The organism is Streptomyces sp. NPDC002276 (genome assembly GCF_053891435.1).
In genome coordinates, this window is the sequence record NZ_JBSFCQ010000004.1 from 229260 (window position 1) to 254499 (window position 25240).

Consider the following 25240-nt stretch of genomic DNA (forward strand, 5'->3'; position numbering starts at 1 on the left):
TGGGGGAAAACATGCGGACGTTGGCGTACGGCTCGTGGCCCTCGCCCATCGACGCGGCGCTCGCCGCCGCCCACGACGGACATCCCGAGTGGGTGGGGTTCGTCGGCGACGAGGTCTGGTGGACCGAACCACGGCCCACCGAGGCCGGCCGCCGCACCCTGGTGCGCCTGCGCGCGGACGGCTCCCAGGAGTCAGTGCTGCCCGCGCCGTGGAACGTCCGCAGCCGCGTCATGGAGTACGGCGGACAGCCCTGGGCTGGAACGGTCCAAAGCGGCCGACCCCTCGTGGTGTTCGTCAACTTCACCGACCAGCGCCTCTACCGCTACAAGCCGGGGAGCGAACCGGAGCCTCTGACGCCGGTCTCTCCCGTGGGCGGCGGACTCCGCTGGGCGGAACCGCGGGTGCGCCCGGACCTGGGTGAAGTGTGGTGCGTTCTTGAGGAGTTCACCGGCGAGGGGCCCGGTGATGTGCGGCGCGTTCTGGCCGCCGTGCCGTTGGACCGGTCCGCCGCCGAGGACCGGCAGGCCGTACGTGAACTCACCGACGACCGGCACCGGTTCGTGTCCGGGCCGCGCGTCTCGCCCGACGGGCGGAAGGCCGCGTGGCTCGCCTGGGACCATCCCCGGATGCCGTGGGACGGCACGGAGCTGCTGCTCGCCGAGGTGGCGGACGACGGCACCTTCGGCGAGCCGCGGGTGGAGGCAGGCGGCCCCGAGGAGGCGGTGGCGCAGGTCGACTGGGGGTTCGACGGCTCGCTGCTGTACGCGAGCGACCGCACCGGCTGGTGGAACCTCTACCGCGACCACGAGCCGGTGTGCCCGCGCGAGGAGGAGTTCGGCGGGCCGCTGTGGAAGCTCGGCCAGCGCTGGTTCGCACCGCTGGAGAGCGGCCTGATCGCCGTCGTGCACGGCCGCGGCGCCGCCCTGCTCGGCGTCCTCGACCCGGAGACCGGCGAGGTCGTCGACGCGGCCGGACCCTGGACCGAGTTCACGTCCACCCTCGCGGTGCACGGCGACCGGATCGTCGGCGTCGGCGCCAGCCCGCGCAGCGCCCACGAGGTCGTCGAACTCGACACCCGCACCGGCAGAGCACGAGTGATCGGCGCCGCCCACGACGACCCCGTGGACCCCGCCCACTACCCCGAACCCCAGATCCGCACCTTCACCGGCCCCGCCGGACGCGAGATCCACGCCCACATCTACCCGCCGCACAGCCCGAGTTGGACCGCTCCAGGCAACGAACTGCCGCCGTACGTCATCTGGGTGCACGGCGGACCCACCAGCCGCGCGCCCCTCGTCCTCGACCTGGAGATCGCCTACTTCACCTCACGCGGCATCGGCGTCGCCGAGGTCAACTACGGCGGCTCCACCGGACACGGCCGGGAGTACCGCAACCGGCTGCGCGAACAGTGGGGCGTCGTCGACGTCGAGGACTGCGCCGCCGTAGCCCTCGCCCTCGCCGACGAGGGCACCGCCGACCGCGCCCGGCTCGCCGTCCGGGGCGGCAGCGCGGGCGGCTGGACCAGCGCCGCGTCCCTGGTGACCACCGACGTCTACGCCTGCGGCACCATCATCTATCCCGTCCTCGACCTCGCCAACTGGGCGTCGGGGGAGACCCACGACTTCGAGTCCCGCTACCTGGAGACGCTGGTCGGACCCCTCGCCGACGTGCCCGCCCGGTACACCGAGCGCTCACCCGTCGAGCACGCCGACCGCATCACCGCGCCCTTCCTGCTCCTCCAGGGCCTGGCCGACGTGATCTGCCCGCCCGTCCAGTGCGAACGCCTCCTGGAACGGATGCGCGGACGCCAAGTGCCGCACGCCTACCTCGCGTTCGAGGGCGAGGGCCACGGATTCCGCCGCGCCGACACCATGATCCGCGCCCTGGAGGCCGAACTCTCCCTGTACGCACAGGTCTTCGGCATCGCACCGCCCGGCGTCCCCACTCTGGAGCTCACCAAGTGACCGCACTCGTCCGCCCGTTGCGACTCGCCCCCGGAGCCCGCGTGGCCGTCGTCGCGCCCAGCGGGCCGGTGTCCGAGGATCGGCTGGAGGCGGGCCTCGACATCCTGCGCGGCTGGGACCTCGACCCTGTCGTGGCACCCCATGTCCGCGACCGGCACGGCGAGTTGGGCTATCTGGCCGGCACCGACGCGGACCGCGCGGCCGATCTGCAGAACGCCTGGTGCGATCCGTCCGTGGCCGCCGTCCTGTGCGCCCGTGGCGGCTACGGCGTGCAGCGCGTCGTCGACCTCCTCGACTGGGACGCGATGCGCGCCGCCGGACCGAAGGTGTTCGTCGGCTTCAGCGACCCCACCGTTCTGCACCAGGCGTTCGCCACCCGGCTCGGCCTGGTCACCCTGTATGGGCCCGCGGCGGCCGGCGCCGACTTCGTCAAGAACACCCGCACCCAGGAGCACTTGAGGGCGACCCTGTTCGACCCGGAGTCCGTGCGGACCGTCCGGGCCGTCCCGGACAGCGGCGGTGCGCTGGTGCCCGGGCGGGCCCGGGGCGTCACCCTCGGCGGCTGCCTGGCCCTGCTCGCCGCCGACCTCGGCACCCCGCACGCACCGGCGAGCGCGCGCGGCGGGTTGCTGGTCATCGAGGACGTCGGCGAACAGGCGTACCGCGTCGACCGGATGCTCACCCAACTCCTGCGCAGCGGCTGGCTGGACGGCGTCGCGGGCATCGCGCTCGGCTCGTGGTCCGGCTGCGGACCCTACGAGAGGCTGCGCCCGGTGTTCGCCGACCGGCTGGGCGGGCTCGGGGTGCCCGTCGTCGAGGAGTTCGGGTTCGGGCACTGCGAAGGGGCGCTCACGATACCGCTCGGGGTGGCGGCCGAACTGGACGCGGACGCGGGCACGTTGACGCTGGACGAGCCCGCGCTGCGGTAGCCGCCCGCCCGACTGTCGTACCGCTGCCAGTCAACTCCCTTTGTACTCCGTCGGGTTGCCCTCAGTGTGGAGGTCCCCTTTGTCCCGTCGTATCCCCGGAATCCGCGCCGTACTGGCTCTCGCGCTCGCCCTCACCGCCCCGTTCGTCCTCGCCGGCCGTTCCGCCGCGACCGACCAATACACCGTCACCGCACTGAAGTTCACCGTCCGCGCGGGCGGCCGGGACTGCGCGGTCGACGCCGACCTGTACCGGCCCACGGGTGTGGACCGTTCCCACCCCGCGCCCGCCGTACTGGCGACCAACGGCTTCGGCGGCAGCAAGTCCGACGGCTCCACGGACGCCATCGGCAGGACCTTCGCGCGGCGCGGCTATGTCGGACTCGTCTACTCCGGGCTGGGGTTCGGGAAGTCGGGGTGTCTCATCTCGCTGGACGACCCGGACATCGACGCGGCGGCCGCGTCGGGACTGGTCGACTTCCTCGCGGGCACCCGTGCCGCGGACGACGGGACCAGGGCGGACTTCGTGACGCTCGACGCGAAGGGGGACCCCCGGGTCGGGATGATCGGCGGATCGTACGGCGGCGCGATCCAGTTGGCGACGGCCGCCGTGGACCACCGGGTGGACGCCCTCGTCCCCATGGTCACCTGGCACGACCTGGCGTACTCCCTCGACCCCGACAACGGCGGGAGCGTCCCCGGAGTCTTCAAGTGGCAGTGGACCAACGGCTTCTACCTCATGGGCGAGACCCAGCCCCTGACCGTACCGGGCCTCGACCCGACCCGGATCAACTCCCTCGCCTGCGTGCACTTCGTCAGCGAGGCCTGCGCCCTGTTCCGCGCGCTGAACTCCGGGAGCTACCCGGCGAGGCCGACGGCGGACGTGCTCGGCTACGCCCACAGCGTCTCGCCGGTGTCGTATCTGAAGCGGGTGAAGGCGCCGACGCTCCTCGTCCAGGGGCAGGCCGACAGCCTGTTCAACCTCAACGAGGCGACGGCGACGTACAGGACGCTGAAGGCGCAGGGGACCACGGCGAAGATGATCTGGCAGTCGTGGGGGCACAGCGGCGGGTCGACCTCCGGTGAACTCGACCTTGTCCAGGGCGACTTGGAGGCGAGCTATGTCGGGCGGCGGATCGCGGCCTGGTTCGACCGCTATCTGCGCGGGCGGACGGACGTGGACACCGGACCGGCCTTCGCCTACTACCGCGACTGGATCACGGACCCGGCCGACACCTACGCCACGGCCGACCAACTCCCCTCTCTGGACGAGAAGTTGTATCTCTCCGGCGACGGCAGGCTGGTGGACGACCGGGCGAAGGCGGCGCGCGGCAGCCGCGAGTACGTCAACAGGCCTGGCCCCACGAGCCATTCGGAGAACTCGCTGAGCGGGATGACCGGCCTGCCGGACCCGGCGCCGTACGACACCCGTGGTACCTACCTTGGTTGGACCGGTCCACCCCTGACGCGTGCGACCGACATCGTGGGCGCCCCGAAGGCGACCCTCAAGGTCCGCTCCCTGGCCGCGCGGCGTGTGCAGAACTCCGGCGACGCCGCCGACAAGCTCGTCCTCTTCGCCAAGCTCTACGACCTCGCCCCCGACGGCACCCGGATCCTGGTCCACCGGCTGGTCGCTCCTGTCCGCGTACCGGACGTCACGAAGAGCTTCACCGTCACCCTGCCGGGGATCGTGCACCGCTTCGCCAAGGGGCACCGGCTGCGGTTCGTGATCGCGGCGAGCGACGACGCGTACACCGGGAACCGGGGGATCAAACCGGTCACGGTGGTCAGCTCGCCGCAGGACACGGGGGTGCTGGAGCTGCCGGTGGCTGCGGACTGAGTCTCACCGTGCGTGATGGCCGATTCGGGCTCACCCTGGAGACATGAGCCCGAAGACCACCGAGAGCGGCACCGGCACCGGCCATCGGGAACGGCTGCTGACGCCCGCCCGGATCACCGTTCTGCTGCTCGCCGTCCTGGCCCTGATCTTCATCTTCGAGAACACCCACGACACGAAGATCCGCCTGCTGATCCCCGAGGTCACCATGCCGCTGTGGATGGCACTGCTGGCCACGGCGATCATCGGCGCCCTCTGCGGTGCCTATTTCATGCGCCGCCGCCGCCGACCCTGACTAGGGTGACGGGATGCCGCATTCTGCTTCCCGTTATCTCGCCCAGGGCCCCCGCGTGGGGATACGTCACTTCACGTACGAGGACGGTGCCGAGTTCACCGCGCGGGCCCGGGAGAGCAAGGACCTGCACCAGCCGTGGCTGTTCCCGCCGGCGAGCGGGGACGCGTACACCGCCTACGCGGGACGGCTGATCCAGGATCCGACCAAGGCCGGGTTCCTCGTGTGCGAACTCGACGGTGGCGGTATCGCCGGGTTCATCAACATCAACAACATCGTGCAGGGCGGCTTCCAGTGCGGTGCGCTGGGATACGGCGCCTTCGCGCACGCGGCCGGGCGCGGGCTGATGCGCGAGGGGATGAACCACGTGGTGGACCACGCCTTCGGGCCGATGCGGCTGCACCGGCTCGAAATCAATGTGCAGCCCGGCAACGCCGGGTCGATCGGTCTCGCCCGCAGCTGCGGATTCCGGTTCGAAGGCCTCTCGCCGAAGATGATCTACATCGACGGTGCCTGGCGCGACCACGAGCGCTGGGCGATCACCGCCGAGATGCGGACTTCCGGTTGACCTTCATCGTGTCCAGGTCCGTCACCGTCGACTTCAGATCCCGGAAGCCGTAGCCGAGGCCCTTCAGCGCGGTCTCGGCGCGGTCCTCCGCGAGCGCCGCCGCCATCTCCTCGCCGTCGGCCGCGTCCGACACCACCACATACCGCCACGAGAAGTGCTTGAGCGGCGACGGTTCGTAACTGAGCGAGCCCTCCTCGCTGAACCGCATGCTCAGCATCCCGTGCTCCGCCGCCTCGCCCAGCAGCCGCTGCCGCGCCTCGTCCGTCAGCGCGTCCCAGGTGCCCCGGACGATCACCCGGTACGTGTGCTGCTCGCTCATCCGCCGTTCCACTCCTCGCTCCGTGCCGTCGATCGCCCGACTCTACGTCGACCCGGACGAACCGCACCCGGAATTTCCGGCGCCTCCGCCTTTGCGGAATCCTGACCGGCGGCGCCCCTGGCCACCGCACCGGTTGCCGGGTTCCATGGTGATCGTGACGACGATCCGACGTGAGGTACTGACCCTGCCCACCGCGGAGTTGGGTCCGGACAACCCGCTGCCCCCACTGCGTCCGCTCGACGAGACACACCGCATAGACGACCGGGACCGCGAGGCCCTGCCCCGGGACATGGCCCGCCAGATCGGCTACGAACCCCTCCGCAGCCTGCTGCCCACCCGCGTCCGCGACGGCTACGACAGAGACCGCGCACCCCGCTGGATCGACGCCCTGGTGATCGAGAACGACCGGCTGCGCGCCACCGTGCTCCCCGCCCTCGGCGGCCGCATCGCCTCCCTCGTCCACAAGCCCACCGACCGCGAACTCCTGTACCGCAACCCGGTGTTGCAGCCCGCCAACTTCGCCCTCAACGGCGCCTGGTTCTCCGGCGGCATCGAATGGAACATCGGCGCCACCGGCCACACCACCCTCTCCTGCGCACCCCTGCACGCCGCCCGCGTCCCGGCCCCCGACGGCGGCGAGATGCTCCGCTTGTGGGAGTGGGAACGCCTGCGCGACCTCCCGTTCCAGGTCGACCTGTGGCTCCCGGACGGCTCAGACTTCCTCCACGTCGGCGTCCGCATCCGTAACCCGCACGAGAAGCCGACGCCCACCTACTGGTGGTCCAACATCGCCGTGCCGGAGGAACGCCGGGTCCTCGCACCGGCTGAGGAGGCCTGGCACTTCGGCTACGAGCGGCGACTGCGCCGGGTGCCCGTGCCGTCGTACGACGGAGTGGACCGGTCCCATCCCCTCAACAGCCCTTACGCGGCTGACTACTTCTACGAGATCCCGGACGCGCGGCGCCGCTGGATCGCCGCGCTCGACACGGACGGGCACGGGCTGGTGCACACGTCCACCGACGCACTCCGGGGCCGCAAACTCTTCGTGTGGGGCACCGGCAGCGGTGGCCGCCGCTGGCAGCAGTGGCTCACCGAACCGGGCACGGGCGGCTACTGCGAGATCCAAGCGGGCCTGGCCCGCACCCAGTTGGAGCACATACGCCTCGACCCGGAGAGCGAGGTGTCCTGGCTGGAGGCCTACGGTCCGCTCGACGCCGAGGCGGCGGGGGAGTGGCCCGCCATGGTGGACCGTGCCGAGGCCCGCCTCGAAACCGCCCTGCCCCGCGCCGACTTGGACGCCGCCTACGCCGCCTGGAAGCCGTACGCCGACACCGAACCCGGCGAACTCCTGGCCACCGGCTCCGGCTGGGGCGCCCTCGAAGTCCTGCGCACCGACTGGAAGTTGCCCGGCACGCCCTTCGACGAGTCCGCGCTCGGCGAGGCGCAGGCGCCCTGGGCGGCGTTGTTGCGCAGCGGTGCGCTGCCCGAGCCGCGCCGGGTCCGGCCGCCCGGTGAGACCCTCGTCGCCCCGCACTGGCGGGACATGCTGGAGACGGCGCCCGCCACCCCGCTCACCGAGTACCACCTCGGCGTCGCGCAGTGGCACGCCGGCGATCGGGCGCAGGCGGTGCGCAGTTGGGAGCGGGCCCTCGAACTCGCCCCGTCCCTCTGGCCGTTGCTGCGCTGTCTCGCCGTCGCGGACCAGGAGTCGGGCAACCACGAGCGGGCCGCCGACCGCTACAACGAGGCCTTCGCCGACCTGTGCCACGAGCGGCGCGACGCCGGCGAGAGCTGGACCGCGGCCACGGCCGCGCTCGGCCGCGAGGCCGTCGAGGCGCTGCTGCGGGTGCGGCGGGTGGCGGACGCCCGCGCCGTGTGGGAGATGCTGCACCCCGCCACCCGTGAACGCGGCCGATTCCTGCTGCTCCAGGCCGAGTTGCTGCTCGCGGAAGGGCGGCGCGACGACGCGTGGGCGGTCTTCGCCGACGGCTTCGAGGTCGCCGACCTGCGCGAGGGCGCCGAGTCGATCGGCAGGCTCTGGACCCGCCTCACCGACGAACCACTGCCCACGCGCTACGACTTCCGGATGCGGCCGGAATCGCCCTGAGGCGCGGTGAGACGAGGTGAGACGTGGACCGGTGGCCGGCCGTCAGCCCCGCCGGTCCACGTACTCGTAGACCGTTCCATCCGGATGCACCGCGATCAGATTGCGGCCCGCCGGTGTCGCCAGCGGGCCCGCGATGATTCGGGCGCCGAGTTCGGTGAGGAGTGCGTGCGCCTCGTCGACGTCCTTGACGGCGATGGTCGCCGCGATCTTGCGCAACACCTCCAACTCCGCCTCGGGCCCGCTCATCAGCAGGAAGAACCCGACCGCGGCCACCGACACCCCGCCGCGCTCGAAACGGAGCGCCGAGGTGCCCGTGAGGCGTTCGTAGAAGGGGACGGCGGTCTCCAGGTCGTCGACGCAGATCCGCAGCGTGGCTCCCAGAATGTCCATACGGACGAGCCTAGTTGGGACGGCCGGGCCGAGGTGATCCTTTCGGACTAATCCCGGCCCGGCCGTCCCGTCAGACGGGCTTGCGGCACAGGATCTCGCCGTGCAGCACGGCGAACCAGCCGTCGTCCCGCTTCCCCCACTCCCGCCAGGCGTCGGCGATGGCGCGCAGCTGTTCGGTGGTCGCGTGACCGCCCTCGGTCGCGACCTCCGCGTACGAGGACGCGACCGTGCGGTCCGCCCACAGACCGCTCCACCAGGCCCGCTCGTCCGGAGTGTGGAACGTCCAGGTGCTCGACGTGGCCGTGATGTCGCTCAGCCCCGCCCGCATCGCCCACGATTTGAGACGGCGTCCGGCATCCGGCTCGCCCCCGTTGGCGCGGGCCACCCGCCGGTACAGCTCCAGCCAGTCGTCCAGCCGCGGCACCTCCGGGTACCACGTCATCACCGCGTAGTCCCCGTCGCGGGCGGCGATGAACCCGCCCGGCTTGGTCACCCGCACCATCTCCCGCAGCGCCTGCACCGGATCGCCCACGTGCTGGAGGACCTGATGGGCGTGGACCACGCAGAACGTGTCGTCCGGGTAGTCCAGCGCGTGGACGTCGGCGACCGCGAAGTCGACGTTCGTCAGTCCGCGCCCGGCGGCCGTGGCCCGGGCCTGGTCCAGGATGCCCGGCTCGCGGTCGACACCGGTGACGGAGCCGTCCGGGACCAGGGCCGTCAGGTCCGCGGTGATGGTGCCGGGACCGCAGCCGATGTCCAGGATCTTCATGTGGGGCTTGAGTGAACCGAGCAGGTAGGCGGCGGAGTTGGCGGCGGTTCGCTGGGTGTGGGAGCGCAGTACGGACTCGTGGTGCCCGTGCGTGTAGACGGCGGTCTCCTGTGGCTTCGGCATGGCTCTACCTACCCCTTCGCGTCTTCTTCGGCGTAAGCAGAACGGTACGCGCGCATGTCGCATGATGAGACCTGCGTTTTACGATGTGGACTGACGGGTGATCAGGGACTCCGTCAGCGGCCGGTACACCGTCAGCCCCTCCGGCAACTCCTCCAAGGTCAACCCACCTTCCACGTCCTTTACTTCACCGTCGTAGGCGAGCAGCGTGCCGGGGGCCAGACCGCTCAGCCGCAGCCGGTGCACCTGGGCGGCCGCGTGGGCGGGGGAGCGGGTGAACGGACCGGCGAGGGCCGCCGCGAGCAGCCGTAGTGCGGGCCTGCGGCCGCCGTGCACGACGCGGATGTCGAGCCGTCCGTCCGCGAGGTCGACCCGGCGGCCCGAGGCGATGCCCATCCGGTGGTAGGTGCCGTTGCCGGCGAACAGCAGCCACAACGGGCGGATGCGGCCGCCGAGTTCGGCCTCCAGTGGATGCCGGTCCGCGCGCAGCACCCGCAGCGCCGCCAGCACACCCGCGGGCCAGCCGCCGATCCGGGGCGCCCAGCGCTCCCGTTCGCGAACCAGCTCCGGATAGACGCCCAGACTCAGGGTGTTGAGGAAGATGCCCCGCGTCGCGCCGGAGGCGAAGCGGCCGACGTCCACGCGGACGGCATCGCCCTGCTTGATCGCCCGGCTCAGGTCCCGGGGGCCCTCCACGCCGAGGTCGTAGGCGAAGTGGTTGAGGGTGCCGCCGGGGAGGACCGCGAGGGGCAGGCCGTGGCGCAGGGCGACCTCGGCCGCCGCGTTCACCGTGCCGTCGCCGCCGCACACCCCGAGGACCTCGGCGCGGGCCGCCGCCTTCGCCAACTCGGCCCGGACGTCGGCCGGTTCGCAGACGACCAGCTCGGCACCGGGCAGTACGTCGGTCAGCGCGTCCGCCCTGTCCGCGGTGCCCGACGCCGAGTTGACCACCATGACCAGGCCCGTCCCGTCCTCCAGTGCCGGGACCTCGGCGCGCGGGCGGGCCGACGGCACGATCTGCCCGCGGGTCGGCACCATCCCGCGCACCGCGAACGCAGCGCACGCCCCCAGCGCGGCCCCGGCGAGGACATCGCTCGGGAAGTGGACACCGGTGTAGACACGGGACACGGCGACCGAGAACGCGATCGGCGCCACCACCGCGCCCCAGGCCGGCGACTCCAGGGCCACCCCGGTCGCGAAGGCCGCCGCTGACGCCGCGTGACCGGACGGGAACGACGTGGTGATCGGCTGCCGCTTCAGCTGCCGTACCGGCGGGACCGGGTCCAGGACGGGCCGGGGGCGGCGCACGGTGCGCTTCCCGATGGTGTTGATGGCGAACGAGGCCACGCTCAGCGAGGCGAGGCCCCGGGCGGCGGCCCGGCGGGCGCGCGGAGTACGGCTCGCGGCCACCGCGGCGGCCGTCGCGAACCACAGCACACCGTGATTGGCACTCCGGCTCAGCCGGGGCAGCACCGGCTCACCGGCGGGCCAGTTCCGCTCGGCCGCCGCCTCGAAGAGACGCGAGTCCAGGGAGAGCAGCCAGGCGCGCAGGGCGTGGCGGCCGGGAAGGGGGACCGTGAGGTCGACGTCGGGGTTCATGCGGTGCCGGGTACCCTGAAATGGCCGTTCGCTGCCCGGCGGACCACCGGCGAACCGATCCCACAGTCGGCCGGCCGTCTCCGCTCCGACCGTCGGTGGACCGTTCCAACGGAGGAAACCCCGTATGCGCCTGCTCCTCATCCGCCACGGCCAGACCACGGCCAACGTGGACTTCCTCCTCGACACGGCGATCCCGGGCGCCGAGCTGACCGACCTCGGCCGCCGCCAGGCCGCCGCCCTCCCCGCCGCCGTCGCAGGCGAGGACATCGAGGCCCTCTACGCCTCCACCCTGATCCGCACCCAGCACACCGCGGCCCCGCTGGCCGCCGCCCGCGGCCTCGACGTCCGCGTCCGGGACGGCATCCGCGAGCTGACCGCCGGTGACCTGGAGATGCTGCCCGGCGACCGGGAACCCGGCCACGAGTACATGCGGATCGTGTTCGCGTGGGCGGCCGGTGACACGGAGTCGCGCATGCCCGGCGGCGAGAACGGCGTGGAGGCCCTCGCCCGCTACGACGCCGTGATCGCCGAGGCCGCCGACAGCGGCGCCCGCACCGTCGCCATGATCAGCCACGGCGCCGCGATCCGGATGTGGACGGCCGCCCGCGCCGACAACGTCGACGTGTCCTTCGCCGCCGCCCGCCCCCTCGACAACACCGGCATCGTCATCCTGGACGGCTCACCGGCCGACGGCTGGAAGGCCCTGTCCTGGGCGGGCGCCCTGGTGGAGACGGCCGGACCGGACACCGAGGGCGGCCCGGCGGGGCAGCCGCTCGACGAGGACCAGAAGCCGTAGCGAGGCCCCGACGGGCACAATAAGAGTTTGCCCGGCCGCGAGGCCGCCCCACAGAATGCGTGGTCATGGGACATCTGGAAGCCGCACACCTTGAGTACTACCTCCCCGACGGGAGGCCGCTGCTCGGCGATGTGTCCTTCCGGGTCGGCGAGGGCGCCGTGGTCGCCCTGGTCGGGCCCAACGGCGCCGGCAAGACGACCCTGCTCCGGCTGATCTCCGGCGAGCTGAAACCGCACGGCGGCACGGTCACCGTGAGTGGCGGCCTGGGTGTGATGCGCCAGTTCGTGGGCTCCGTACGCGACGAGAGCACCGTACGGGACCTGCTCGTGTCGGTCGCCCCGCCCCGCATCCGCGCGGTCGCGGCGGAGGTCGACAAGGCCGAGCACGGCATCATGACCGTCGACGACGAGGCGGCCCAACTCGCTTACGCGCAGGCCCTGTCCGACTGGGCCGAGGTGCATGGCTACGAGTTCGAGACGCTGTGGGACATGTGCACCATGGCCGCGCTCGGAGTGCCGTACGACAAGGCGCAGTTCCGGCAGGTGAGCACGCTCTCCGGCGGCGAGCAGAAGCGGCTCGTCCTGGAGGCGCTGCTGCGCGGCAGCGAAGAGGTGCTGCTTCTCGACGAACCCGACAACTACCTCGACGTACCCGGAAAGCGCTGGCTGGAGGAGCGGCTCAAGGAGACCCGCAAGACGGTCCTGTTCGTCTCCCACGACCGCGAACTCCTCGCCCGCGCCGCCGAGAAGATCGTCTCCGTCGAACCCTCGCCGACCGGCGCCGACGCCTGGGTGCACGGCGCGGGCTTCGCCACCTACCACGAGGCCCGGCGCGAACGCTTCGCCCGCTTCGAGGAGTTGCGCCGCCGCTGGGACGAGAAGCACGCCCAGCTGAAGAAGCTCGTCCTGAACCTCCGTCAGGCGGCCTCCATCTCCCACGAGTTGGCGTCCCGCTACGCGGCGGCCCAGACCCGCCTGCGCAAGTTCGAGGAGGCGGGCCCGCCCCCCGAACCGCCCCGCGAGCAGGACATCACCATGCGCATCAAGGGCGGCCGCACCGGAGTAAGGGCCGTCACCTGCAAGGGACTTGAACTGACGGGCCTGATGAAACCCTTCGATCTGGAGGTCTTCTACGGCGAACGCGTCGCCGTCCTCGGCTCGAACGGCTCGGGCAAGTCGCACTTCCTGCGCCTCCTCGCCGGCGACGACGTGAGGCACACGGGGGAGTGGAAGCTCGGCGCACGCGTCGTGGCGGGCCACTTCGCGCAGACCCACGCGCACCCCGAACTCCAGGGCCGCACCCTCCTCGACATCCTGTGGAAGGAGCACGCGCAGGCCCAGGGCCCCGCCATGTCGCGGCTGCGCCGCTACGAGCTGACCGGCCAGGCCGAGCAGAGCTTCGACCGCCTCTCCGGCGGCCAGCAGGCGCGTTTCCAGATCCTCCTCCTGGAACTCCAGGGCGTGACGGCTCTTCTCCTCGACGAGCCGACCGACAACCTCGACCTGGAGTCCGCGGAAGCCCTCCAGGAGGGCCTTGAGGCCTTCGACGGTACGGTCCTCTCCGTCACCCACGACCGCTGGTTCGCCCGCTCCTTCGACCGCTACCTGGTCTTCGGCAGCGACGGCAAGGTCCGCGAGAGCACCGAGCCCGTGTGGGACGAGCGGCGGGTGGAGCGCGCGCGATAGCTCCCTCCGTGCGGAGGCCGCGGGGCCTGAATGTTCGTAGAGTGGTCTCAGGACCGTGAGACTCGACGAGCGGGGCACACCATGACCGGAGTCGACCCTGCGCGCCTGGACGACGCCCAGCTCATGAAGGAGCTGGAGACCATCCACCGCACGCGCCACGACACCCTGCTGTACGGCTCGAACGACGCGCTGCGCGCCCACAACGACCGCATGGCCCGGCTGGAGGGCGAGTACCTGCGCCGCCATCCGCGCCGCCTCGTGGCCCCCGGCCGTACCCGCCAGGGGGCACGCGAGCGGGACTGACCCGTGTTTGCCCCCCGAGGTCGGGGGCAGGCGAACCATCAGCGCTGGATCGCAGAAGCGTTCCCACCGGTGACCGTCCAACCCGGAGCATGCTCAAGGGAGTTGTGACGCACCATGCCCACTCGAACCCACACGCAACACCGTTCCCACCCGGACGCCCCCGACACCGCGGAGGCGTTCCGCACGCTGGTCGCGCTGCCGCCCGGTCCTCGGCACGACACCGTCCGCGACCACATCGTGGAGGCCTGGCTGCCCATGGCCGACCGGCTCGCCGGACGGTTCCGCAACCGGGGCGAGAGCACCGAGGACTTACGCCAGGTCGCCGCCCTCGGCCTGGTCAAGGCCGTCGACCGGTACGACCCCGGGCGCGGCAACGCCTTCGAGAGCTATGCCGTGCCGACCATCACCGGCGAGATCAAACGGCACTTCCGCGACCACATGTGGACCCTGCACGTGCCGCGCCGGGTGCAGGATCTGCGCAACCGGGTGCGGGTCGCCGGGCAGGAGCTGGCGCAGACCGTGCCGGGGCGGCGGCCGACCGTTTCTGAGCTCGCCGCGCACGCGTGCCTCTCCGAGGAGGAGGTGCGGGCCGGGCTTGAGGCGTTGGAGAGTTTCAGCGCGTTGTCGTTGGACGCGGAGGCCTCCGGCGGTTCGGACGGGTGGGCGTTGAGTGACGTTCTCGGCTCGGCCGACCCTGCGTTGGACGTCGTCGTGGACCGGGAGGCCGTGCGGCCTCGGCTTGCCGCGTTGCCCGCGCGGGAGCGGGAGATTCTGTATCTGCGGTTCTTCGGCGACATGACGCAGAGTCGGATCGCGGAGGAGTTCGGGATTTCGCAGATGCATGTGTCTCGGTTGATCAGTCGGTGTTGTCGGCGGATTCGGGAAGAGGTGTTGCAGGAGGTTGCCTGAGTGCGCCCCTGTGGGGGCGCTCCAGCCGGCCTGAGTTTCACTCGCTCGGGTCTCGCCGCGCGCGGCTCTCTCCTTACCGGGCTTCGATGGTGTTGCCGTCGTCCTCGGTCTAAGGAGACCCGCTCATGCGTCGTACCGCCCTTGCTCTGTCCGTCGTCGCCCTGGTCGGCGTCGCCGGGCCCGCTGTGGCCGTCGATTCGGGTGCGGAGGTCAGTCCGAGTACCGCCCAGGCGGGCGGGAGCGTGACCGTTTCCGTGTCCTGCGAGGTGGTCGGGGGGATCGCGCCCGAGACTCTGGACGCCTCGTCCCAGGCGTTCGACGACGGGATCGTCCAGCTGCAACGCGTGCCCGGCAACGGCGACCGGGTCGCCGGAGCCGCCTACCGGGGGACCGCGCGGATCTCCGCGGACGGGGTCGAGCGGGACGCCGCGTGGACCGTCGACGGGACCTGTCCCGCGCCGCCCGGGGGACAGGGCAGGGCCTGGAGCGCGTCCTTCAGCGTCGAGCGCGGGAGCGGACCGCGGCCGTGTCAGGAACCCCGGGCCGACTCCTGTGCCGGTGCCGCCGTGATCGAGCGCGGGGTGCGGGCCGGGGAGGGCGGTACCTTCACCGACTCCGTACCGGCGCTGGTCGCCGGGGGTGTGCTGATCGCGGGCGCGTTCGGCGGTGCCGTGTACCGGCTGCGCAGGCGGACACCGGGACACTGAGGGCACGAGCGGGACACGGCACGGCACTGCACCAGGGACTGCGCGGAGGCACCATGCGGCAGGCGGACGCGGTAGGCCAGGGACCCGTCCGCTACGGGCCGGTGTTCCCCGATGACGGACTGCCCGTCCTGCCGGAACTGGCCGCCGTCCTCGCTGCCGCCGCGAGCCGCACCGAGGAACAGCCGGTAGGCGGAGCCCCCGTCCTGCTGGAGGCCGCGAGCGGCTACTTCGAACGCCGTGGCCTGCCCGCCGAGCCCGCCCGCGTGGCCGCCGCCCCGGGCGCCCCCGCACTCCTGGTCGCGCTGACCGCGGCGCTCGGCGGTGACGTCCTGGTGCCCAGACCCTGCGCCGCCTGGTGGGCGCCGTACGCCCGGCTGCTGGGCAGACCCGTGTTCCATGTGGGCACTCCGGCCGAGTGCGGCGGGGTGCCCGATCCGTACGCCCTGCTGGAGACCGTGCGCAGGGTCCGCGACGAGGGCGGCGACCCGCGGCTGCTGGTGCTGTCGGTCGCCGACGACCCCACCGCCACCGTCGTGCCGCCCGAGGTCATGCACGAGACCGTCGAGGCCGCCGCGGGCGAGGGCCTGCACCTGGTCAGCGACGAGACCTGGCGCGACACCCTGCACGCGCCCCGGCGCACCATGCTGCTGAGCCCCGCCGAGATGCTGCCCGAGAAGGTCACCGTCGTGACGGACCTGGCCGGTGCGCTCCTCCCGTCCGGCTGGCCCGCGGCCGTCGCCCGCTTCCCCGCCGGCCGCGCCGGGAACGCGCTCCACGCGCGCGTGCTCGACGTCCTCACCGCACTCGGCGCCCGCGTCGCGGCACCGGTCGCCGCCGCGGCGGCCCATGCCCTCGGCGAACCCGCGCCCGTCATTGCCCGCCGCGACACCGCCGTAGGCCTGCACGCGCGCGTGGCCGCCGCCGCGCACGCGGCCGTCACCGGAGCGGGCGCGTTCGCCCGGCCGCCGCAGGCGGGACGTCATCTGTACGTCGATCTCGGGCCGTTGCGCCACGCGCTCACCCCGCAGGGGGTGGGCGACGCGCAGGACCTGGAGGAGTTCCTCACCGCCCGGCTCGGCATGCCCGCGCCGGGCGGCCACCGCTTCGGCGACGACCTGGGCGCGCTGCGGGTACGGCTGTCCACCGGACCGCTGCTGGGCCGAACCGATGAGGAACGCGCGGAATGCCTCATGTCACCCGTGCCGTTGGAACTGCCACACGTGCAACGCGCGTTGATGTCCTTGAGGTCGATCTTCGACGATCTCCGCGACGACGCTCAGCGATGGGAGCCTCCTCGATGACGCAGCAGTCCGAGTCGACCACGACGACCCCGGACGCCGACCGCACGGCGTCCCCGTCCCCCTTCGTCCCCTCCTCCCCGCCGCTCGCCGAACCCCGCCCCCTCGGCGAGCGCCGTGTATGGCCCCGGACCTTCCACGACCGGCTCACCGCCCCGCTGCCCGGCCTCAAGGCGATGGCCCGCTTCGCCCGCGAGGGCTCCGTACGACCCCGCCCCGAGGGACTCGCCGACATCCCCCGACTCCCGTTCGCCCCCGAGCCGTTGCCCCAGGTCGACTCCCTGACCATCGCCGTCACCTGGGCGGGGCACGCCAGTTGGGTGGTGCGGATCGGCGGCCTGACCATCCTCACCGACCCGGTCTGGTCCCGCCGCATCCTCGGCACCCCGGCCCGGATCACCCCCGTCGGCGTCGCCTGGGAAACCCTCCCGCCGATCGACGCCGTAGTCATCAGCCACAACCACTACGACCACCTCGACGCCCCCACCCTGCGCCGACTCCCGCGCCACACCCCGGTGTTCGCCCCGGCCGGCCTCGGCAGCTGGTTCCGGCGCCGCAGATTCACCCGCGTCACCGAACTCGACTGGTGGGAAGCGGCCCAACTCGACGGCGTACGGCTCGACTTCGTACCCGCCCACCACTGGTCCAAGCGCACCCTCACCGACACCTGCCACTCCCTGTGGGGCGGTTGGGTGATGACGGCACCGGACGGACAACGCGTCTACTTCGCGGGCGACACGGGCTACGGCCACTGGTTCTCGCGAATCGGCGCCCGCTATCCGGGAATTGACCTGGCCCTCCTGCCCATCGGCGCCTACGACCCACGCTGGTGGCTGAGCGACGTCCACTGCGATCCGGAGGAAGCGGTGCGGGCCGTACGGGATCTGGGGGCGCGGCGGATGGCCCCGATGCACTGGGGCACGTTCGTCCTGTCGGCGGAGCCGGTCCTGGAGCCGCTGACGCGGGTCAGGGCGGCCTGGGAGAAAGCCGAGTTGGCCCGAGAAGACCTGTGGGATCTACCGGTGGGAGCGTCAAGAGTGCTTGCCTAGGCGGGAGTTGTCTTCCGCACCCTGCGCCATACGGTCGGCGCCGCGCTGATCACCACGGTCAGTGCGACCGCCGCCACCACACCCTCCCACGGCTCCGGAAACAGCGACCCACCGAGAATGCCGATCAGCTGGTACGTCACAGCCCACGCCAGACACGCGGGCGCGTTGCCCCGGGCGAACCGGCGGATCGGCCACTCGGCCAGCAGACAGGCCAGCATCACGGGGATACGGCCGGCCGGCACCATCCGGGACAGGATCAGCACCGTCACCCCGTGATCGGCCAGCTTCTTCTGGGCCTGCGCGAGCCGCTCCTCCGGAGCCCGTGCGCGGATCGCCTCCAGCCAGCGCGACCCGTTCTTCGACCCCATCCCGCGCCGCCCCAGCCAGTACAGCGCGACGTCCCCGAGGAACGCGGCCAGCGCCGCCGTCACGAACACCAGCGCCAGCGCGAACGGTGCCGTCTGGTGGAACGCGACCACGGCCGCCGAACTCACCAGCGCCCCCGTCGGGATCACCGGCACCAGCGCCCCGAACAGCACCAGCAGGAACAACGTCGGGTAACCGATGGCCTGTTGGGCGGACTCGGGCGCGGTCGTCGCCGTCGCCGTCGCCGTCGCGGACAACGCGTCCGCGATCCAGCTCACCGGGCGACCTCGGGACGTACGCTCTCCCCGTGCCCGAGCCGGTGCACGGTCACCGTGGGCGCGAGTTGGGCCGCGATCCGCACGAACTCCTCGCCGGGCGCGTGGAATTCGTGCGGGCGCACCCCGTCCATCCCGATCGGCCAGTACGTGCCGTAGTGCACCGGCACCGCACTGCGCGGCGAGAGCCGGGCGAGCGCCTGGGCCGCGCGGCCCGCGTCGAGATGCCCCTCGCCGAGGTACGGGCCCCAGCCGCCGACCGGCAGCAGCGCCACGTCGACCGGTCCGACCTCCTTGGCCATGTCGTCGAAGAGTCCGGTGTCCCCGGCGAAGTACGTGCGCGCCTCGCCCTCGACGACGTAGCCCAGCGCGGGGGAGCGGTGCGGTCCGACCGGCAGCCGCCGTCCGTCGTGCCGTGCGGGGACGGCCCGTACGACCAGGTCACCGACCATCGTCTGGTCACCGGGGGCGACCTCGTCGATCCGCAGCTGCCGGAGCCGGCGCAACCCCGGCACCGCGCGGAGTGCGCCCCGGGGTACGAGCAGGCGCGTGCCCGGGGCGAGGGTGCCGAGCGAGGGAAGGTGCAGGTGGTCGGCGTGCAGATGGGAGACGAGCGCCAGGTCCGCGCGCCGGGCCTCGGGCGGTGGCACCGCGCCCCGGCGGCGTCGTAGGTGTGCGAGCCGGCGGGCGAACAGAGGGTCGGTGAGGACACGTACGCCCGAGTCCTCGATCGTGCAGGTGGCGTGACCCCACCAGGTGATCTCCACCGGCACCTTCTTTGCCTCCTTCGCGCGACTCCCCCGAAGCCTACGGGCAGGAGTAGGGTCGGCGGCGAAACCCGGAGGTGAGGGGGACGCCATGGGACAGGTACGCGGTGCCTCCGGTATGCCCTCGCGGGTCAGGGTCACGGCGATCGCCAGCCTGACACCGCTGGAGGAGCTGGACGAGGACCCCTTCCTGGTCGACTCGCGCAGCCAGCACGCCATGTGCGCCCGCTGGGCCGCCGACCACGGCTATGTGATCGCCCGCGAACTCCTCGTGCGCGGACTGCGACCCGACCACAGCGCCCTGTGGGACGGTGTCCGCCCCGGCCTCGACCTGTTCGTCGCCCCCAGCCGCCGGGTCCTGGAGAGCGCGCTGTCCTCCGTCGAGGAGTTCACCGACGAGTGCGCGCGCCGCGGGGTCCGGATCGAGACCGTGGGCCGCGCGGAACCGTCCTACGACGCCCAGGCCAAGGCCCGCGTGCACCGGCGGCTGTCGATGCCGACGGCGGGCTACGACGGCCGGTGACATATGGACCGTTCCACCCGTTGTGACAAGGTGGGTGGAGGCCCGCCAGGTCGGCGCGCCAGGGACGTGAGGTGTACAGGGCGTGCGTGGAGGGCGTTGGCGGCGGCTCGCCAGTCAGGTCGGGCGGAGCATCGCGGTGTGGGCCGTCTCCACGGTCACCATGCTGGTGCTCGCCGGGATCCTGCCGGACTTCCAGCTCCAGTCGGCGGACGGCGACAGCGCCACCCGGATCGCGGTCACGGCCGCCCTCGGCGCCGGTGCCTTCGGTGTGCTGTCGGCCCTCGTCTGGCCGCTGCTGGTACGGCTGTTGCTGCTGGTGCCCGCACTCGTCCTCGGTCTGCTCGTCTTCGTGCTCAACGGGTCGCTGCTCCTGATCGCCCTGCGCATCAATCCGGACGGCGGGCTGCGCGGCCAGGTCGCCCCCGAGACCGCCGTGGTCGTCGCGGCCGTGATGTCCGCCGTGGCTTCGGCGACCGGCGGTGCGCTCGCCGTCCGTGACGACGACGCCTACCGCCGCCGCCTCTACCGCCTCGCCGACCGCCGCCGCAGAGCCCTGCCGCCCGGCCCGTCCTCGCCCGGCACCGTCTTCCTCCAGCTCGACGGCGTCGGCCACGACGTCCTGCTCGACGCGATGGAGAAGGGCCTGATGCCCACCGTCGCGCGACTCCTCGGCGGCGACCGCCCCACCCACCGCCTCACCCCCTGGCGCACCGACTGGTCCAGCCAGACCGGCGCCAGCCAACTCGGCATCCTGCACGGCTCCAACCACGACATCCCCGCGTTCCGCTGGTACGAGAAGGACACCGGCGAGGTGATGGTCTGCAACCGCCCGACCAGCGCCGCCGAACTCCAGCGCCGCGCCATCGAGTTCACCGGCGACGGCGGCCTCCTCACGGTGGACGGCGCCAGCCGCGGCAACCTGTTCAGCGGCGGCGCCGACGAACAGGCCCTCGTGCTGTCCATCGCGATCCGCCGCCGGGGCCGGGACAACCGTTCCCGCGCGGGCTACTTCGCCTACTTCTCCGACCCCGCCAACGCCGTCCGCACCGCGATGTCCTTCGTCGCCGAGGTCGGCCGCGAGATCGGCCAGTCGACCCGCTCCCGCCTCACCAGGCAGCGCCCCCGCATCAAACGCGGCGGCCTGTACCCCGTCGTCCGCGCCTTCGCGACCGTCGTGGAGCGGGACGTCGTCGTCGCCGCGGTCATGGGCGACATGCTGGCCGGCCGCACCGCCGTCTACGCCGACCTCGTGGCCTACGACGAGGTCGCCCACCACTCAGGGCCGCGCAGCCGCGATGCCGCCAAGGTCCTCCAACGCTTGGACCGTTCCATCGCCTTGATCGAGAACGTCGCCGAGCACGCCCCGCGGCCGTACCGCATCGTCGTCCTCTCCGACCACGGACAGAGCCCCGGCGAGACCTTCCAGGGCCGCTACGGCCTCACCCTCGGCGACCTCGTCCGCGCGGGCTGCGGGCTGCCCGTGCCGCGCCGGGCCCGCCGCACCCACAGTGGCGCCGAGGCCCGCGCCGCCGTCCGCGCGGCGCTGCGCAGGCCCGCCAAGGACGGCGACGAGCGGCAGGTCCACGCCGGCCGGCACTCGGAGCCGATCGTGCTGGCCTCCGGCAATCTCGGCCTGGTCTCCTTCCCGGACGTGCCGCACCGCATGACCAAGGAGGAGATCGACGCCCGCCACCCGGCGCTCCTGACGACCCTCGCCAACCATCCGGGCGTCGGCTTCGTCCTCGTCCGCAGCGAGGAGCACGGCGGGCTCGTCCTCGGTGCGCACGGCGCGGAGCTTCCGGTGGCCGAACTCGACGACAAACAGGGCCCGTTGGCGGACTTCGGCCCCGGCGTCGCGGACGCCGTGCGGCGCACGCACTCCTTCCCGCACACCGCCGACATCATGGTCAACTCCTGGTACGACCCCGCCGAGGGCGAAGTCCTCGCCTTCGAGGAGCAGATCGGCTCGCACGGCGGCCTCGGCGGCTGCCAGGCAAAGCCGTTCCTGCTCTCGCCGTACGCCCTCTCCGCGCCGGTCGAGGACGGCGAGGACCTCGTCGGCGCCGAGCACATCCACCGCGTACTGCGGCGCTGGCTGCGGGAGTCGAACGGCCCGCAGGTGCCGCTGACGGCGGAGCCGGAGGAGCGGGCCGCCTGAAAATGGGCTGCGGTGGGCGGTTCGCGAGCACACACTGTTCGAGTCTCCCCACCTCAACCTCCTTCAGGAGTTGCTGCTTTGCAGGCCGCCGTCACTGTCACTCCCGCCAAGATCCCCGAACTGCTGCTGGGTCTCGCGACCGTCCGCCCCGTCTTCCTCTGGGGCGCGCCCGGCATCGGAAAGTCGTCCCTGGTAAGGGAGTTCGCAGAGGCGCTGGGGCTGGAGTGCGTCAGTCTGCTCGGTACGCAGCTCGCGCCCGAGGACCTGATCGGCGTACCGCAGATCCGCGACGGACGGTCGGTGTTCTGCCCGCCGGAGGCCATCGCGCGCGACGAGCCGTACTGCCTGTTCCTGGACGAACTCAACGCGGCCACACCGGATGTGCAGAAGGCGTTCTACTCGCTGATCCTGGACCGCCGGATCGGGAACTACGAACTCCCCAAGGGTTCCATCGTGATCGGCGCCGGCAACCGCGCGACCGACAACGCGCTGGCCCGCCCGATCGCCTCCGCGCTGATCAACCGCCTCACCCACGTCCACCTGGAGGCGTCCCCGAAGGACTGGCTCAAGTGGGCGGCCGCCAACGGCATCCACCCGTGGATCCTGGACCACCTCACCGACCGTCCCGACCACCTGTGGTCCAAGCCGCCCAAGACCGAGGAGCCCTTCTCCACGCCCCGCTCCTGGCACATGCTCTCCGACGCGCTCGGCTCCTTCGGGCCCGACCTCGACGAGGACACCCTCAAGGTCATCGCGCACGGGACGCTGACGCCGGCGCACGCGGTCGCGTTCTGCGGCTACGTCAAGATCGTGCGCAGCCGCTTCGGCATCGAGGCCGTCCTCAAGGGCGACGCCCGCTGGCCGAACCGCACCGAGGACCGCGACCTCCTCTACTACCTCGCCGAGTCCTTCCGGGGCCGCCTCATCAAGGAACTCCCCGCCAGCAAGGACCACTTGTCGGCGAACGGCCGCCAGACCGCGTACCGCGCCAAGTCCCTCCTCGTCCAACTCGCGGAGATCTCCGTCGAGGTGGCGCAGAGCGTCATCGCCTCGGACGACGACGGCAACCCGGTCCTCCCGGCCTGGTTCCTGGTGGAGGCGGCCCGGGACATGCCCCGGCTGGTGGAGGCACGCCGATGACCACCGCGAAGGCGCCCCGATGAGCCGTACCCGCAAGAAGGACCCCGAGAAGAAGAAGCCCGACCCGGCGACCGAGGCGTTCACGGCGGGGCTGAAGCTCGTGTGGGCCAACCCCGCGCTCGCCGCGATCGACTTCGAACTGTGCCGGGAGGAGGACTGCCGGGCCGCGCCCCTCGACGGGCTCGTGCTCGTCAACTCCAACGGGTATCTCCACGCGCACCCCACCCGGCTCGCCGAACCCGTCGAATGGGCCTGGGCGATCGCGCACGCGCTCATCCACCTCGGCTTCGGCCACGTACCCGGCGCCAAGGGCGAGCGCGAACAGCCCGACCGCTTCGACCTCGCCGCCCGCTGCGTCGTCGTCAACCGCTTCCTGCTCACCTTCCCCATCGGCCGCACCCCCGAAGACCTCCCCGCCGCCTACCCCTCGGGCGACGAGGAACAACTCGCGGCCCGCTGGCGCCGCGACGGCATCCCGGCCGCCTACGAACACTGCGGTACGGCGGGCAGCGCGCCCGACCAACGGCTCGTACCGTGGCACGGCTGGCCCGGGACTCCCGTCGACTGGCAGATCGCCTTCGCGAGCGCCCTCACCCGCACCATGTCCGTCGCCATGGACCTCGCCGGCGGTCGCCGCGACTCGATGTACGGCGGCCCGACCCGACTCCAGCCCTGGGAACGGGCGTTGAGCTGGTTCGTCTCCAACTACCCGCTGCTCGGCGGCATCGCGGCCGGTATCACCCTCGTCGCCGACGCCGAAATCGCCCGAGCCCACGGCATCTCCGTCGCCGCCGTCGACACCGAGGCCGCCGAGATCTACATCAACCCGCTGCGCCAATTCGGCGACGAGGAATGGCGGTTCGTCCTCGCCCACGAGATGCTGCACGCCGCCCTGCGCCACGGCGACCGCTGCGGCACCCGCGACTCGTTCCTCTTCAACATCGCCGCCGACTACGTCATCAACGGCTGGCTGCGCGAGATGGACATCGGCACGATGCCCGAAGGCCTGCTGTACGACCCGGAGTTGAAGGACCTCTCCGCCGAGGAGGTCTACGACCAGATCACCGCCGACCTGCGCCGCACCCGCCGCCTGGCCACCCTGCGCGGCAAGGGCGCCGGTGACATCCTCGGCGGCCCGCTCGGCAGTCCGCGCGACTACGTCGACCTCGACGAGTTCTACCGGCGCGGCCTCGCCCGCGGCCTGGACCTGCACCAGCAGCACGAACGCGGCTTCCTGCCCGGCGGGTTGGTCGAGGAGATCCGCGCGCTCAGCCACCCGCCCCTGCCCTGGGACGCCCAACTCGCCCGCTGGTTCGACGAGTTCGTACCCCGCCCGGAGCCCGTACGGTCGTACGCCCGTCCCTCGCGCCGCCAGTCCTCCACTCCCGACATCCCGCGCGCGGGTCACTATTTCCCGCCGGAGGAGGTCGCCCGCTGCACTTTCGGCGTCGTCCTCGACACCTCCGGCTCCATGGAACGCACCCTCCTCGGCAAGGCGCTGGGCGCGATCGCCTCGTACGCCGAGGCCCGTGACGTACCGGCCGCCCGGGTCGTGTTCTGCGACGCGGCCCCGCACGACGCGGGCTATGTGCCGGTCACCGACATCGCGGGCCGGGTGCGCGTGCACGGCCGCGGCGGCACCGTACTCCAGCCCGGAATCGACCTGTTGCACCGTGCCGACGACTTCCCGCCGGGGGCTCCCGTGCTCGTCATCACCGACGGCTGGTGCGACGTACTGCGGGTGCGGCGCGAGCACGCCTATCTGATTCCACAAGGCGCTCGCCTGCCGTTCACCCCGCGTGGACCGGTCTTCCGGGTGAGCTGAACCGGAATGTGATCGGATGGCCTCGAAGGACATCCGCGTCGAAAGGAATCACCGTGGCTACCACGCGCACCGCACACACCGTCTGGGAAGGCGAACTCATCAAGGGCAGCGGCGAGGTCACCTTCGACTCGTCAGGCATCGGTGTGCAGCCGGTGACGTGGGCGTCGCGCGCCGAGCAGGCCAACGGCAAGACCAGCCCCGAGGAACTGATCGCGGCCGCCCACTCCAGCTGCTTCTCCATGGCGCTGTCGCACGGCCTCACCGGCGCGGGCACCCCGCCCACCCGCCTGGAGACCAAGGCCGACGTCACCTTCCAGCCCGGGGAGGGCATCACCGGCATCCACCTCACCGTCCGCGGCGAGGTCCCCGGCCTGGACGCGGCCGGCTTCGCGGCCGCCGCCGAGGACGCCAAGAAGAACTGCCCGGTCAGCCAGGCGCTCGCGGGTACGACGATCACGCTGACGGTCGAATCCGCCTGACCCCGGCCCCCGCTCCCACCTCGATGCCGCACCCGGAAAACGGGTGCGGCATTGACTTTCCGCCACTCA

24 protein-coding genes are annotated in these 25240 nt (G+C 72.1%); 18 read left to right on the forward strand and 6 right to left on the reverse strand.

All coding sequences use genetic code 11. The features are described 5' to 3' along the window. The first annotated feature begins 11 nt into the window (after positions 1–11). The 5 genes from ACWIHT_RS13060 (at position 12) to ACWIHT_RS13080 (ending at position 5587) form a co-directional block, all read left to right on the forward strand. Positions 12–1964 (forward strand): S9 family peptidase, encoded by a 1953-nt coding sequence (locus ACWIHT_RS13060; RefSeq protein ID WP_456167444.1) that lies wholly within the window; start codon positions 12–14, stop codon positions 1962–1964. Beyond that, positions 1961–2893 carry a S66 peptidase family protein gene (locus ACWIHT_RS13065; protein ID WP_456167446.1) on the forward strand — a complete coding sequence of 311 codons (933 nt, stop codon included), beginning with the start codon at positions 1961–1963 and terminating at the stop codon, positions 2891–2893. Before ACWIHT_RS13060 ends, ACWIHT_RS13065 begins: the two co-directional genes overlap by 4 nt. 79 nt (positions 2894–2972) lie before the next feature. Beyond that, entirely contained in the window at positions 2973–4730 is a 1758-nt protein-coding gene (locus tag ACWIHT_RS13070) for a CocE/NonD family hydrolase (protein ID WP_456167448.1), read from the forward strand. A gap of 43 nt (positions 4731–4773) precedes the next feature. Then, positions 4774–5022: a LapA family protein gene (locus ACWIHT_RS13075; RefSeq protein WP_200715078.1), complete on the forward strand. Its 249-nt coding sequence runs from the start codon at positions 4774–4776 to the stop codon at positions 5020–5022. Between the two features lie 13 nt (positions 5023–5035). Next, positions 5036–5587: a GNAT family N-acetyltransferase gene (locus ACWIHT_RS13080; RefSeq protein ID WP_456167450.1), complete on the forward strand. Its 552-nt coding sequence runs from the start codon at positions 5036–5038 to the stop codon at positions 5585–5587. Here the strand turns inward: ACWIHT_RS13080 and ACWIHT_RS13085 are convergent. After that, the gene (locus ACWIHT_RS13085; RefSeq protein ID WP_456167452.1) at positions 5559–5906 is read right to left on the reverse strand and encodes a DUF6204 family protein; all 348 of its coding nucleotides are present in this window, start codon (positions 5904–5906) and stop codon (positions 5559–5561) included. The two genes, ACWIHT_RS13080 and ACWIHT_RS13085, sit on opposite strands and share 29 nt — an antisense overlap. 145 nt (positions 5907–6051) lie before the next feature. Between ACWIHT_RS13085 and ACWIHT_RS13090 the strand changes: the two genes are divergently transcribed. Then, complete coding sequence (locus tag ACWIHT_RS13090) at positions 6052–8013, forward strand: DUF5107 domain-containing protein (RefSeq protein ID WP_456167454.1); 1962 nt, start codon at positions 6052–6054, stop codon at positions 8011–8013. A gap of 42 nt (positions 8014–8055) precedes the next feature. On the opposite strand, the gene ACWIHT_RS13095 is transcribed toward ACWIHT_RS13090, so the two are convergent. The 3 genes from ACWIHT_RS13095 to ACWIHT_RS13105 all read right to left on the reverse strand — a co-directional run bounded on the left by ACWIHT_RS13095 (position 8056) and on the right by ACWIHT_RS13105 (position 10891). Beyond that, the gene (locus ACWIHT_RS13095) at positions 8056–8403 is read right to left on the reverse strand and encodes a VOC family protein (protein WP_456167456.1); all 348 of its coding nucleotides are present in this window, start codon (positions 8401–8403) and stop codon (positions 8056–8058) included. A 70-nt stretch (positions 8404–8473) separates the two neighbouring features. After that, the gene (locus ACWIHT_RS13100) at positions 8474–9295 is read right to left on the reverse strand and encodes a class I SAM-dependent methyltransferase (RefSeq protein WP_456167458.1); all 822 of its coding nucleotides are present in this window, start codon (positions 9293–9295) and stop codon (positions 8474–8476) included. 78 nt (positions 9296–9373) lie between these two features. Continuing rightward, positions 9374–10891: a phosphatase PAP2 family protein gene (locus ACWIHT_RS13105; protein WP_456167460.1), complete on the reverse strand. Its 1518-nt coding sequence runs from the start codon at positions 10889–10891 to the stop codon at positions 9374–9376. Positions 10892–11015: 124 nt separating this feature from the next. Between ACWIHT_RS13105 and ACWIHT_RS13110 the strand changes: the two genes are divergently transcribed. The 7 genes from ACWIHT_RS13110 to ACWIHT_RS13140 all read left to right on the forward strand — a co-directional run bounded on the left by ACWIHT_RS13110 (position 11016) and on the right by ACWIHT_RS13140 (position 17638). After that, a complete protein-coding gene (locus ACWIHT_RS13110; protein WP_456167462.1) occupies positions 11016–11687 on the forward strand; it encodes a histidine phosphatase family protein in 672 nt (223 codons plus the stop codon). A gap of 65 nt (positions 11688–11752) precedes the next feature. Then, entirely contained in the window at positions 11753–13372 is a 1620-nt protein-coding gene (locus ACWIHT_RS13115; protein WP_456167464.1) for an ABC-F family ATP-binding cassette domain-containing protein, read from the forward strand. Between the two features lie 30 nt (positions 13373–13402). Continuing rightward, complete coding sequence (locus ACWIHT_RS13120; protein WP_456167466.1) at positions 13403–13675, forward strand: DUF6158 family protein; 273 nt, start codon at positions 13403–13405, stop codon at positions 13673–13675. 114 nt (positions 13676–13789) lie between these two features. After that, the gene (locus ACWIHT_RS13125) at positions 13790–14584 is read left to right on the forward strand and encodes an RNA polymerase sigma factor SigF (RefSeq protein ID WP_456167468.1); all 795 of its coding nucleotides are present in this window, start codon (positions 13790–13792) and stop codon (positions 14582–14584) included. Between the two features lie 125 nt (positions 14585–14709). Continuing rightward, a complete protein-coding gene (locus tag ACWIHT_RS13130; RefSeq protein ID WP_456167470.1) occupies positions 14710–15291 on the forward strand; it encodes a hypothetical protein in 582 nt (193 codons plus the stop codon). Between the two features lie 53 nt (positions 15292–15344). Beyond that, the gene (locus tag ACWIHT_RS13135) at positions 15345–16592 is read left to right on the forward strand and encodes an aminotransferase class I/II-fold pyridoxal phosphate-dependent enzyme (RefSeq protein ID WP_456167472.1); all 1248 of its coding nucleotides are present in this window, start codon (positions 15345–15347) and stop codon (positions 16590–16592) included. Further along, positions 16589–17638: an MBL fold metallo-hydrolase gene (locus tag ACWIHT_RS13140; RefSeq protein ID WP_456167474.1), complete on the forward strand. Its 1050-nt coding sequence runs from the start codon at positions 16589–16591 to the stop codon at positions 17636–17638. The genes ACWIHT_RS13135 and ACWIHT_RS13140 overlap by 4 nt, the downstream gene beginning before the upstream one ends. Here ACWIHT_RS13140 and ACWIHT_RS13145 read toward each other — a convergent pair. Both ACWIHT_RS13145 and ACWIHT_RS13150 read right to left on the reverse strand, forming a co-directional pair. After that, on the reverse strand, positions 17635–18282 hold the full coding sequence (locus ACWIHT_RS13145; RefSeq protein ID WP_456167476.1) for a DedA family protein: 648 nt from the start codon (positions 18280–18282) through the stop codon (positions 17635–17637). The two genes, ACWIHT_RS13140 and ACWIHT_RS13145, sit on opposite strands and share 4 nt — an antisense overlap. Further along, a complete protein-coding gene (locus ACWIHT_RS13150; protein WP_456167478.1) occupies positions 18279–19052 on the reverse strand; it encodes an MBL fold metallo-hydrolase in 774 nt (257 codons plus the stop codon). Before ACWIHT_RS13150 ends, ACWIHT_RS13145 begins: the two co-directional genes overlap by 4 nt. 85 nt (positions 19053–19137) lie before the next feature. Here ACWIHT_RS13150 and ACWIHT_RS13155 point away from each other — a divergent pair, with 85 nt between their 5' ends. From ACWIHT_RS13155 to ACWIHT_RS13175, 5 genes are all read left to right on the forward strand, one after another. After that, positions 19138–19569, forward strand: a complete 432-nt coding sequence (locus tag ACWIHT_RS13155; protein ID WP_262056661.1) for a hypothetical protein — start codon at positions 19138–19140, stop codon at positions 19567–19569. Between the two features lie 82 nt (positions 19570–19651). Beyond that, positions 19652–21727 carry a phage holin family protein gene (locus tag ACWIHT_RS13160; RefSeq protein WP_456167480.1) on the forward strand — a complete coding sequence of 692 codons (2076 nt, stop codon included), beginning with the start codon at positions 19652–19654 and terminating at the stop codon, positions 21725–21727. A gap of 78 nt (positions 21728–21805) precedes the next feature. After that, positions 21806–22867: an ATP-binding protein gene (locus ACWIHT_RS13165; RefSeq protein ID WP_456167482.1), complete on the forward strand. Its 1062-nt coding sequence runs from the start codon at positions 21806–21808 to the stop codon at positions 22865–22867. A gap of 19 nt (positions 22868–22886) precedes the next feature. Next, positions 22887–24692 (forward strand): vWA domain-containing protein, encoded by a 1806-nt coding sequence (locus ACWIHT_RS13170; RefSeq protein WP_456167484.1) that lies wholly within the window; start codon positions 22887–22889, stop codon positions 24690–24692. A 53-nt stretch (positions 24693–24745) separates the two neighbouring features. Beyond that, positions 24746–25171: an OsmC family peroxiredoxin gene (locus ACWIHT_RS13175; RefSeq protein ID WP_450508526.1), complete on the forward strand. Its 426-nt coding sequence runs from the start codon at positions 24746–24748 to the stop codon at positions 25169–25171. Positions 25172–25240: the final 69 nt, after the last annotated feature.